This is a genomic window from Kocuria dechangensis, from assembly GCF_014636775.1.
GTDB classification, from domain to species: Bacteria; Actinomycetota; Actinomycetes; order Actinomycetales; family Micrococcaceae; genus Kocuria; species Kocuria dechangensis.
Map to the genome: position 1 here is coordinate 48866 of NZ_BMEQ01000023.1, position 11025 is coordinate 59890.

An 11025-nucleotide genomic window follows, 5' to 3' on the forward strand; every position below is an offset into this window, starting at 1 on the left:
GAGTGTTGCGGCGGAGGGTCACGATTCGGCGGCTGGTGGGCGGCAGCTCTTGAAGCGGCTGCCGGCCGGCGCGTGAACTGGAGTCGTCAGCCCGTGAGCGGGCAGGGCGTCGTCGAGGGGAACGTCATGAGCGCCACCGTCCGTCCGTCGCAGCAGTCCCGGCGCCCCACCGGCACCAGGGCGGGGATCATCCTGGGGGTCCTCGTCGCGGTCTCGGCGTTCCTGGTCAGCCCCTGGGTGTTCGAGCCGGCCCCCGAGGCCCCGACCCCGACGGGGGTGCAGCTGCCGCTGTTCGTCCTCCTGGCGGCCATCGACGCCGTGGTGTTCGGCGCGGGGGTCTTCGTCGCGATCGCGGGACGAGCCCTGATCGCGCCCGTGTTCAGCACTCCGGGCCGCGCGACCGCGACCCATCTGGCGCTGACGTGGCTGCTCATCTCCTGGTGGCTGCACGACGGACTGCACCTGGTGGTCGGCCTGCACCTGGATCAGCTGCTCGTCATCGAGTACACCTTCCACGTCACCCTCATGGCCGCGGCCGCGGTGGTGGTGTGGACCCTCGCCCGGCAGGCCAGGGATCGCAGGCCCAGCCGGCCAGCAGCTTGATCGCGTCCTCGGAGGGGGTTCCGGGCTCGGGGCTGTAGACGTACAGGGACAGCCCGGTGTCGGCGGAGATCTCCATGGCCTCGAACAGGAGGTGGAGCTCCCCGACGACGGGGTGGTGGAAGTGCTTGGTCCCGGTGGAGTGGGCGCGCACGTCGTGGGCCGCCCACAGGGCACGAAATTCCTGGCTGCGGGTGGACAGCTCTCCGACCAGGTCCGTGAGCGCCCGGTCGTAGGGGTCGCGGCCGGCGGCGGCGTGCAGGATCGCCACGGTGTCCTCGGCCGCCCGCTCCCAGTCGTGGTGGAAGGTGCGGGAGCGGTCGTCGAGGAAGACGAAGCGGGCATGGTTGACCGGCCGGACCGGCGTCTCGTACAGCGGCACGAACAGGGCGCGGCCCAGGGCGTTGGCCGCGAGGATGTCCAGGCGCCCGTTGCCCACGTACGCCGGAGCGCCCGTGATCGCGTCCAGCGCCAGCTGCACGCCGGGGCGCACCAGCTGTTTGGGCGCCGGACGCCGGCGGGGCCGGCTGCCCTGCCCTGCGGCGCGGGCCAGGTCGAGCAGGTGGGCCCGTTCGGCCTCGTCCAGGCGCAGGGCCCGGGCGATCGCTTCGAGCACCTCCTCCGACGCCCCGGCGAGGTTGCCGCGCTCCAGGCGGGTGTAGTACTCGATGCTGACCCCGGCCATGGTCGCGACCTCCCCGCGGCGCAGCCCCGGCACCCAGCGGGTGCCCGCGTAGGCCGGCAGCCCGGCCTGTTCCGGGGTGATCCTGGCCCACCGGCCGTTCCGGACAGGGGCACCACCACGAATGACTTTCCCCGAACGAAGGATCTGATCCTCATGACCGAGCAGAACACGACGCAGACCGCGCAGCAGCAGATGTGGTTCATCACCGGTGCCGGCCGTGGCATGGGCACCGACATCGCCCGGGCCGCCCTGGCCGACGGCCACTCCGTCGTCGGAACCGCCCGCGACGCCGCCAGGGTCACCGCGGCGCTCGGCGAGCACGAGAACCTCCTCGCCCTGTCGCTGGACATCACCGACCCCGCCGCCGCCCAGGCCGCCGTGGAGTCCGCCGTGGATCGGTTCGGGCGCCTCGACGTGCTGGTGAACAACGCCGGGAACTTCTACGCCGGGTTCTTCGAGGAGATCTCCCCGGCCGATGTCCGGGCCGATGAACATCACGCGCGCGGTGCTTCCCGTCATGCGCGCCCAGCGCTCCGGGCTGGTGGTCGCTATCTCCTCGACCGCCGGGATCGTCGGGCAGGAGTTCTGCACTGCGTACGCGGCCTCGAAGTTCGGGGTCGAGGGGTGGATCGAGTCCCTGGCCCCGGAGGTCGCACCCTTCGGCATCACCACGATGCTGGTGGAGCCCGGCTTCTTCCGCACCGACCTGCTCACCCTGGAGTCGACCACCTACGCCGAGCCCTCCACTGCCGACTACGCCGATCGCACCCGCCGGACCGTCACGGCCTGGACCTCGATGAACGGCCGGCAGGGCGGAGACCCGGCCAAGCTCGCCGCCGCCCTGGCCGGCTCACCGGACTCGAGCAGCCCCCGGCACGCTGGGTGGCCGGGGCCAACGCCGTCGAGGCCGTCGAGCAGAAGGCCAGGGACCTGCTGGCCCAGGTCGACGCCCACCGCGAGCTCTCCTCCTCGCTGGCCGTCGACCGGTCCTGAGCGAGATGGGCCACGCGGCCTCTCCAGGGCCGCTGTCCTGCCCGGTCGAACGGGGGTGAGGTCGGGAGCAGGCGGCTATGCGGAACCGTAGTTGGACAGGTCGTCCTCGATCTCCTCCAGAGCCATGTCTTCGTAGTCGAAACGGCCGGTGTGCTCCTCGTTGAGCATCGCCTGTCCTCTCTGAGCGGGGGGTGGACGCAGGAGCCACTCTGGCTGACGGACGGAGAAAGCGGAAGGCCCCGGGTGCATGTGACGCACCGAGCGGTCGGGCCCTGCCGGTCACCCAGGAGTGCGGACCGTGCCCCGGTCGCACGGGGCAGCCCGGCTGCCCCGTGCTACTCGGCCTGGATGACCAGCAGCATCGTGTTCTCCGGGTCCTGCACGTAGGCCACGGTCTCGCCCCAGGGCATGTCCTGCGGGCGCACCGGCACTGCGGCGCCCGCCCGGCGTGCTGCGTCGACCACCCTCTCCAGGTCGTCCACGTAGACGCAGATGTCCACGGCGTGGCCGGTCGCGGGCAGGGGCGTGCTCCCGTACAGAGCCGGTGCGGTGCCGGTGCCCAGGGCGAGCTGGCAGTCCCCGACCTGGAGCACGAGGTACACGGGCTCGCCGGTCTCGGGGAACCGATAGGTCACGGTGGCACCGAACACGGACTCGTAGAAGACGCGCGTGCCGGAGAGGTCGCCGCAATTGATGATCGGGAACAGCTCGTGCCTGGCCATGGCCCGACCGTAGCCGTATCGGCGGCAGCAGCCCACCCCGGCGTCGCGGGGTGGCGGACGTCGGGCCGGCCCGCGCCACCGCCGGCACGGCGGCCCCGCCGTGACGAGCCCGTGGCGGGGCCGCTGTGCCGGCTGCCGGGCGTGCCGGCATCCAGGAAACGTGTCGGCTCGTGCGGCCTACATGTTCTCGGTCGGGGTCATGACCGTGAAGATCTCCCCGTCGGGGCCGGTGGCCACGGCCATCCGCCCGTACTCGAAGTCCGAGGGCTCCCAGGTGACAGCACCGCCGGCCCCGCGGATGCGCTCGGCGGCGGCGTCGACGTCGTCGACCTGGAACGCGACCGACCACATCGGCGGGACCTCGGGGTGGTCGGGGTCGAGCCCGCCGATCCCTCCGGCGGGCATGTCCTGGCCGGGGACGGTGAACAGGGCGTAGGGCATCTTCTCGTTGCCGATGTCCTGGTAGGTGTAGCCGAAGACCCGGGCGTAGAAGTCCCGGGCGGCGGCCGGGTCGGCGGCCATGAGGTCGCACCACACCGGGGCGCCGGGCTCGCCGAAGAGCTGGAAACCGGTGTGCTCCTTGGCCTGCCACATCCCGAACAGCGCCCCGCCCGGGTCGGTCCACATGCCCATGTGCCCGAAGGGCCCGACCTCCATGGGCTCGAACACCGCAGTGGCCCCGGCCCCGGTGGCCTTGGCAGCGTCGGCGGTGACATCCTCGGTGGCCAGGTACACGCACCACGTGTGCGGGGCCTCCTCCATGCCCTCCATGGTGGGCGAGAGTCCTGCGACGGCGCGTCCGCCGACCAGGGCGTTGGAGTACCCGCCGTACTGGGGGTCGGAGTCGGTGTAGTCCCAGCCCAGCACAGCGGTGTAGAAGGCGCGGGTGCGCTCCAGATCGGAGGCCATCAGATCCACCCAGCACGGAGTGCCGGCGGGCCAGGGGTCGTTGCGCGTGGTCATGAGAGGGGTCCTTCCGCGAGATCGTGTGGAACCGTCCTGACGGAGATCAGCGGCGCGACGCGGTGCCCACGGGGAAGAACGTCCTGCGGTGACCTCCGACACGACCCAGACTACGGATGCCCTCGGACGGCACAAGGCGCCGGTGCGGCGCCCCGGCGCCGGCCCCTGGCGGCGGGTCGGGGTGGGGGTGGGGGTCAGCCCTGCTGGGCGTGGAGGAGCTCCAGGAAGTAGGCGCGCATCCGGGCGCGGTCCGGTTCCATCCCGGTGATCAGCGCGAACGCGTCGGCGGCCTGGCCCACGGCCATGTGCCCGCCGTCGAGGACCCGGCACCCGGCGGCGCGGGCGGCGGTGATGAGCTCGGTGTCCACCGGCAGGTAGATGACATCGGCCACCCACTGCCTCGCCGACAGCAAGGAGGTGTCGATCGGGGTGCCGGGGTGGTGGTGCATGCCCACCGGGGTGGCATTGACCACCCCGTCGGCGGCGGCGATCAGCCCGGGCAGTTCCTCGGTGCCGGCGGCGGCGACGGACTGGTGGGGGAACATCTGCCCCAGAGCCTGGGCTCGTTCGGCGGCCCGCGTCGGGTCGACGTCGAACAAATGCAGGGCCTGCACCCCCTGGCTCAGCAGGGCGGCGGCCACCGCGGAGCCGGCCCCGCCGGTGCCGATCTGCACGACGCTCTCCTTGGGGGCCTCGGGCAGCTCGGCGGCGAGCCCGGCGGCGAAGCCGGTCTGGTCGGTGTTGTGGCCGATGAAGCGCCCGTCACGGATCAGGACGGTGTTGACGGCCTTCAGGGCCGCGGCGGCGGGGGTGGTCTCGTGGAGGTGGTCCAGGACCAGCTGCTTGCAGGGGTGGGTGATGTTGAAGGCGTTGAAGCCCAGGTCCCGCCCGGCCCGCAGGAGCTCCCCGACGTCGGTGCCGGGGCGGCCGATGGCCTCCAGGTCGACGGGGCGGTAGAGGTAGTGCAGGCCGTGGTGGGCGGCCTCGGCCTCGTGCATCGGCGGGGTGAGGCTGGCGGTGATGCCGGCCCCGATCAGGCCCACCAGGTAGGACTCGGACGTGGTGCTCATGCGGTCTCCTTCAGAGGTGACGGGTTGTGGTCTGACGGTGCTGCGCCCCAGAAAGCAGGGGGCATCGGGTGGGCCGGTCAAGTGCGGATGGGCAGTTCCAGCGCCAGGGTGGCCGCGGCTCGGCGCAGCTCCGGCAGATGGTGCTGGAGTCCTTCCAGATCGGTCCGGAAGAGCGGGGCGGCCAGGGAGACGGCGGCGATCAGCCGGTGCGAGGCCGACAGGACCGGCACGGCGACGGCGGCCATGCCGACGTCGTTCTCCTCGGACTGGCCGGCCCAGCCCTGCTGCCGGACCTCGTCGATCTGGCGTCGGAGCTCGTCCCGGTCGGTGATCGAGTGCTCGGTGCGTGGGACGAGGTCGATGCTGGCCAGCAGGTGCTCGCGGGTGGCGGGCTCGGCGTAGGCGAGCAGGACCTTGCCCAGGGAGGAGGTGTGCAGCGGCCCGCGGTCCCCGGGGTCGGTGGTGATGCGGAACTGCGGCCCGTCGACCTTGTGCACCGTCAGGAACTGGTCGTCGTCCAGCACGGCCAGGATGGAGCTCTCCCCGGTGCTCTCGGTCAGGTGCTGGAGGGCCGGCCGCGCCGCGCCCTCGAATCCGCGGTGGTGGGCGACCTTCTGCCCCAGCTGGTAGATCCGCAGGCCGAGCCGGTAGTGCTTCTCCTGCGGGTCGTAGGCGGCGAAGCCGGTCTTCACCAGGGTGTTCAGCAAACGGTAGGCCGTGCTGAACGGGTACCCCGCGGCCTCCGCGATCTGCCCCGCCGTCGCCCCCTGGGGGTACTCCCCGAGCATCGTGAGCAGCCCCAGGGCCTTGCCCACCGTGCCTGACTTCTCCGTCACCGTTCCACCCTCCTTGACGTCCATTGTGATTTGGATCATCCTAGAAATCCAGCATACAGCAATCGTTGCCAATATGTGGAAACAAAGTTGGCGGCGCACCGGGCGGGAACGACTCCGTGCTCTCACGGCGCCCCTGTCGCCTCGATCCTCGGGTCGCTCCCCGGTACCACGTCCAGAACGTCAGTGAACTCAGCGAAGGACTTGTCATGAACCACGCTCCTCCATCGGCCGCCGCGGCCGCGGCCCACGGCAGGACCCCCAAGAAGGCGGCCCTGGCCAGCTGGATCGGCTCCGCCCTCGAGTACTACGACTTCGCCGTGTACGGCACCGCCGCGGCCCTGGTGCTCAACCACCTCTTCTTCCCCGCCGAGACCTCCCCGGGCGTCGCCATCCTGCTGTCGATGGGCACCGTGGGTGTGGCCTACGTCGTCCGCCCGCTCGGCGCGCTCATCATGGGTCCGCTCGGAGACCGGTTCGGGCGCAAGTTCGTCCTCATGCTGACCCTCTTCATGATGGGCGCCGGCACGTTCGCCGTCGGCTGCCTGCCCACCTACGACCAGGCGGGCCTCCTGGCGCCGGCTCTGCTCGTGCTGTGCCGCGTGATCCAGGGGCTCTCGGCCTCCGGTGAGCAGGCCAGCGCGATCTCGGTCTCGCTGGAGCACGCCAACGAGCACCAGCGGGCCTTCACCACGAGCTGGACGCTGCAGGGCACCCAGTTCGGCACGCTGCTGGCCACCGCCGTGTTCATCCCCTTCACCCTGGTGCTGACCGAGGAGCAGCTGTTCAGCTGGGGCTGGCGCGTGCCGTTCTGGCTCTCCGCCGTCGTGGTGGTCGTCGCGTACATGATCCGCCGCCACCTGGAGGAGCCCCCTGCATTCGAGCAGGCCCGGGCCGAGCTGCCCGGCGAGAAGCCGGCCACCCCGCTGGCGCTGATGTTCAAGTACCACAAGACCGCCGTGGCCCGCGTGGCCGCCGCCGCCATGATCAACACGGTCAACGTGGTCTTCCTGGTGTGGTCGCTGTCCTTCGCCACCTCCGTGGTGGGCCTGGACCGTTCCACCATGCTGTGGGTCTCCGTCACCGCCAACGCTGTGGCTCTGCTGATGATCCCCGTGGCCGCCATGGTTGCCGACCGGATCGGGCGCAAGCCTGTCTTCATCGCCGGGGCGCTCGGCGCCGCCGTGATGATGTACCCCTACCTGGCAGCCGTGCACGCCGGGAACTGGATGCTGATCTTCGTCCTGGGCGCCATCATGTCCGGGTTCTTCTACTCGATGGCCAACGGCATCTGGCCCTCGTTCTACGCCGAGATGTTCCCGACCCGCGTCCGGGTGACCGGCCTGGCGCTGGGCACCCAGATCGGCTTCGCCGTCTCGGGCGGCTTCGCCCCCGTCCTGGCCAGCTCCCTGGCCGGCGCCGAGGGCGACAACTGGCTGGGCGTGGCCGGCTTCGTCACCGCGGCCTGCCTGATCTCCGTGGTCGCGGCCCTGACCGCCAAGGAGACCAAGGACAAGACCCTGGGCGACATCGACGATCTGCACACCACCCGCACCGAGGCCATCGCCCTGGCCAGGCTGGACCAGTCCGCCAAGGCCTCCAGCGTCTGACCCGGCCCTGCCCGGCCGGAGAACTCGGTCGGGCAGGGTGATGACCGTCCACCCGATGGTGTCCGCAGCTCCACCGAGAGTTCCACTGACCGGTGTCCTGACCGCCCTCGTGGTCAGGGCACCGGTCTTCGCCGTCCATGCCGCAGACGGGCGAGCCGGGTCCAGCGGGAACTCGATGCGCCCGACGCCGGGCTCGTGACCGCGAGTGGCAATTCAAGATCCATCGTGTCCCCGACAGTGGGTCTGTCATTACAAAAGCGAATAGATCACGCTGGGGAGAGGGGACCACGGTCGGCGGGGGCCGGCCCGTGACAGGGGGACGGCATGACTGGACGGCGCACGATGCTCAGCGGGCTCACGGGGGCGACTTTGACGACCACGCTGATGGCGGGGATGGGTCCGGCCACTGCTGCGGAAGCGGCGCCGGAACCGATCACCGGGATCGAAGCTGTGGAGACCGCAGAGCAGGCCGCTGCTGACCTCGCCGTCCAATGGGAGGCCGACGCGGACGCTCCGGTGACCGCCGAGGCCCAGGCCGCGGCGGGGATGCTCTTCTTCCTGGATGCCCGTCGCAATCAGCACGTCCATGCGATCCATTGGGCGTTCCAAGCCGGCATCACCACGGGCTGGCCCGTGGAGGGGAGCGACTATCCGCGCTACCGCCCGTCTGCACCGGTGGCCCGCGACGCGATGGCTGCGTTCCTCTACCGTCTGGCAGGGTCTCCGGAGTACACGCCTCCGGCGGTCTCCCCGTTCCGGGACGTGTCGACCTCCACGATGTTCTACAAGGAGATCGCCTGGCTGACGGAGCAGGGCATCGCCCGCGGTTGGGCCGACGGGACCTACCGTCCGTGGGAACCGGTAAACCGCGACGCGATGGCGGCCTTCCTCTACCGGGCGGCCGGTACCCCGCACTATGTCCCGCCCACCGACTCGACGTTCCGCGACGTCACCCCGGGTCAGGAGCACTACAAGGAGATCGCGTGGCTGGCGGCCAAGGGCATCAGCACCGGGTGGGCCGACGGCACCTACCGGCCGGTGGAGCCGGTCCAGCGAGACGCGATGGCCGCCTTCCTCTACCGCTACGCCGTCCCGGAATGGCGCACGCCCACGCCCACCGCGCTGGAGAAGGTGCCGGTCGCGCACAACGGTGGCTTCACGTTCCGCTCCGCACGGTTGGACGGCTACGACCTGGGCTCCTCGGCGGTTCGAGAGTTCTCCGCTCAGGAGCAGACCGTGCTCGACCTGGACACCGCAGGGGCCGGCTACGAGAAGATCGAGACGGTCTTCGCCGTCGAGGACGGCCACGAGGACCCGGAGGCCCTCTACCGGGTGCAGGTCTACTACGAGGACAGGATCCGGGAGATCGCGGACGTCCGTCCCGGGCATCCGGTGGTCTACGACGACGCGGCCGCCGACCAGGACCGGATCCGGTTCGAGGTCACGAAGCTGGCCGGTACCGGGACCTCGACCTTCGTGCTCGGCGGGGCTCGAATGCTCTCCGACGTCACCCCGGATCTCCTGCACCCGGACCGCTACGCGCCACATCAGCGCGTCTACTTCCTCAGCCATACCGAGGAGCAGCCGGACGAGTCCTTCGTCCGCCGCCCGGAGGCGATTGCCGGGGAGTACTTCCCCAACTCCCTGTCCTACACCGGGATCGGGCAGACTCCACAGCTGCTCGAGCACCCCTTGCAGGGCGAGCGCGGGTTCACCGCGGAGATCGGTCTGAGCGATCGCAGCGCCGACCCCTCCACCCAGTACCAGGTGCGGGTTCTCTCCGCCGACGGGGTGGAGCAGGAGAGCTACACGATCGCCGCCGGCGCCCCGCGATGGGCCACGGTCGGAGCGGGGGAGCGTGTCGAGGTCACCCGCGTCACCGGCACGGGCGAATCACCACTGGTGCTCGGCGACGCCCGGTTCTGGGTCAGCGGGTGGCCGCTCCAGACCGCGCCCTGATCCCTGGCCGGAGCGCGCAAGGCGCCTGCGCAGTGGGGAAGGGGCCGCGGCGGCCCGTCGAACGTGGTGGGTCTCCGTCGGGCCGGTGTGGGCAGCCGCGCGAGGTCGGGAGCGATCATGATCCCCACGGGGGCGGCCCCGCGCCGAGGCTGCTCAGGGAGCCAACGGGTCCAGGGCCTCGATGCAGGTCATCCCCAAGCAGAGCACGGCGGCCTTCAGGGCGGCGACCTGCCGGGCTATCGCCGTCGGGTCGGCCGCGTCCCGGCTGACGATCCGGTACCCGATGGGGCGCTCCGGTGACACGGTCCCGGGCACGTGGGCGCGCACCGGACGGGGCTCGATGCCCACGACCGTGTGCTCGGGCGCCAGGTACAGGGCGATCTGGTCGAGGTGGTGCAGGGCGTCCTCGAACGCCTCGAAGACCAGGGTGGAGCAGACGGTGGCCAGGTGGCCGTCCGGACCCGTGCCCGGCAGTGGCCGGACGAAGAAGCCTGGGTCCAGCAGCAGCGGGGTGCTCATGCCCGGGAGTCTATGCCGCCCGCGCGCGGTCGCTGACATCGGTGACACCGGATTTCAGTTCGTGGATGTGGGGTGTGGTCAGGCGTCCTCGGCGCGGCGCAGCAGGGACGGCAGATCGGTGGGGAGAGGCATGGGGGCTCCTGGGCTCATCGGTCTCAGCCCCTGAGTGCGGAGCGCCGCCGGCGAGCAGTCGGTGGGAACTACTCGGCCTCGGGCCCCTTGCCAGCGGTGGTGTTCGGGCCGGTCTCCGGTTCCGCCATCTCCGCGGGGAGGACCGCCAGATGATCCTGCTCGATGAGATCGTCGCCGTGCTTGCCGCAGGGGTAGACGACGGACACACCGGCCTCTGCCTCGCGCAGCTCGTAGCGGTACTCCGTGCCGCCGTTCTCCAGGCGCGTGAGCTTGTACCCGGTGCGGCCCCGGTTCTTGTCCTGCTGGGGGCGGTGGTGGAGCACCGCATCCAGCTTCACGTAGAGCAGCTCGTCGTGCGGGTCCGCAGAGGCGGTGACATCAGCTTCCTCCAGGTAGCCGGAGTACCCCTCGGGCATGTGCCTGACCCGGTAGGTGCGCTGCACCGGCTGGGACTGGCCCGGGGTGGCGGGGTCCACCGGGGCGCCCATCTGGCGACGCCGGGTGTGCAGGACGAACGGCTCCAGGTCCCCGTCCTCGGCAGCCCCGGGGCGCCAGTCCGTGCGGCTGTACCAGTACAGCCCTTGACGGTAGGCGTCGCGTGCTTCCGAGCCGCCCACCGAGCCGTCGGGCTGGTTCTGCTCGGTCATGAGGATCGCCTCTCAGGCACCGGAGGGAGGTTGTGGCTCGGTGGAGATCTCGGTGTTCTCCCCGGCCGGCTGTTCGGACAGCGGGCCCGCGGGACCGTCGGCGGGGCGGGCGTTGAGCTCCTCGGTGCTGTCGGCCAGCCAGTTCTTCTCACGGATGCGACGGTCGTCCTCGCGCTCTTCGGGCTGATGGGTCATCATCTGTGCTCCCTCTCCGGCGGCGGTGGTGCCCCGATCCTAATGGGACTGCACCGTCTGTTCCGTTGTAGAGCAGACTGGATGCCCGAGTCGGCGG

At 71.0% G+C, this 11025-nt stretch carries 11 protein-coding genes and 1 pseudogene; 4 read left to right on the plus strand and 8 right to left on the minus strand.

The window, feature by feature from the left end; translation table 11 throughout:
• Nucleotides 1-126: 126 nt before the first annotated feature.
• The gene (locus IEW07_RS16445; RefSeq protein ID WP_188539217.1) at nucleotides 127-603 is read left to right on the plus strand and encodes a hypothetical protein; all 477 of its coding nucleotides are present in this window, start codon (nucleotides 127-129) and stop codon (nucleotides 601-603) included.
• Here the strand turns inward: IEW07_RS16445 and IEW07_RS16450 are convergent.
• The gene (locus IEW07_RS16450) at nucleotides 524-1606 is read right to left on the minus strand and encodes a helix-turn-helix transcriptional regulator (protein ID WP_371870239.1); all 1083 of its coding nucleotides are present in this window, start codon (nucleotides 1604-1606) and stop codon (nucleotides 524-526) included. The two genes, IEW07_RS16445 and IEW07_RS16450, sit on opposite strands and share 80 nt — an antisense overlap.
• On the opposite strand from IEW07_RS16450, the pseudogene IEW07_RS21140 reads away from it, so the two are divergent.
• Nucleotides 1508-1940, plus strand: a pseudogene (locus tag IEW07_RS21140) (SDR family NAD(P)-dependent oxidoreductase); the annotation flags it as partial. The gene IEW07_RS16450 and the pseudogene IEW07_RS21140 sit on opposite strands and share 99 nt — an antisense overlap.
• A gap of 673 nt (nucleotides 1941-2613) precedes the next feature.
• On the opposite strand, the gene IEW07_RS16460 reads toward IEW07_RS21140, so the two are convergent.
• From IEW07_RS16460 to IEW07_RS16475, 4 genes are all read right to left on the minus strand, one after another.
• Nucleotides 2614-3000, minus strand: coding sequence for a VOC family protein (locus IEW07_RS16460; RefSeq protein WP_188539219.1), 387 nt, complete (start codon nucleotides 2998-3000; stop codon nucleotides 2614-2616).
• 177 nt (nucleotides 3001-3177) lie between these two features.
• Entirely contained in the window at nucleotides 3178-3963 is a 786-nt protein-coding gene (locus IEW07_RS16465; RefSeq protein ID WP_188539221.1) for a VOC family protein, read from the minus strand.
• A gap of 194 nt (nucleotides 3964-4157) precedes the next feature.
• Nucleotides 4158-5033, minus strand: coding sequence for a shikimate dehydrogenase (locus IEW07_RS16470; RefSeq protein ID WP_188539223.1), 876 nt, complete (start codon nucleotides 5031-5033; stop codon nucleotides 4158-4160).
• 77 nt (nucleotides 5034-5110) lie between these two features.
• Complete coding sequence (locus IEW07_RS16475) at nucleotides 5111-5869, minus strand: IclR family transcriptional regulator (protein WP_229741918.1); 759 nt, start codon at nucleotides 5867-5869, stop codon at nucleotides 5111-5113.
• Nucleotides 5870-6075: 206 nt separating this feature from the next.
• On the opposite strand from IEW07_RS16475, the gene IEW07_RS16480 reads away from it, so the two are divergent.
• The gene (locus tag IEW07_RS16480) at nucleotides 6076-7476 is read left to right on the plus strand and encodes an MFS transporter (RefSeq protein ID WP_188539225.1); all 1401 of its coding nucleotides are present in this window, start codon (nucleotides 6076-6078) and stop codon (nucleotides 7474-7476) included.
• Nucleotides 7477-7800: 324 nt separating this feature from the next.
• Nucleotides 7801-9435 (plus strand): S-layer homology domain-containing protein, encoded by a 1635-nt coding sequence (locus tag IEW07_RS21145; RefSeq protein ID WP_229741919.1) that lies wholly within the window; start codon nucleotides 7801-7803, stop codon nucleotides 9433-9435.
• Nucleotides 9436-9588: 153 nt separating this feature from the next.
• On the opposite strand, the gene IEW07_RS16490 is transcribed toward IEW07_RS21145, so the two are convergent.
• The 3 genes from IEW07_RS16490 to IEW07_RS16500 form a co-directional block, all read right to left on the minus strand.
• Nucleotides 9589-9954 (minus strand): hypothetical protein, encoded by a 366-nt coding sequence (locus IEW07_RS16490; protein ID WP_188539227.1) that lies wholly within the window; start codon nucleotides 9952-9954, stop codon nucleotides 9589-9591.
• A gap of 200 nt (nucleotides 9955-10154) precedes the next feature.
• Nucleotides 10155-10733: a hypothetical protein gene (locus IEW07_RS16495; RefSeq protein WP_188539228.1), complete on the minus strand. Its 579-nt coding sequence runs from the start codon at nucleotides 10731-10733 to the stop codon at nucleotides 10155-10157.
• A gap of 12 nt (nucleotides 10734-10745) precedes the next feature.
• On the minus strand, nucleotides 10746-10931 hold the full coding sequence (locus IEW07_RS16500) for a hypothetical protein (protein ID WP_188539230.1): 186 nt from the start codon (nucleotides 10929-10931) through the stop codon (nucleotides 10746-10748).
• Between the last annotated feature and the right edge of the window lie 94 nt (nucleotides 10932-11025).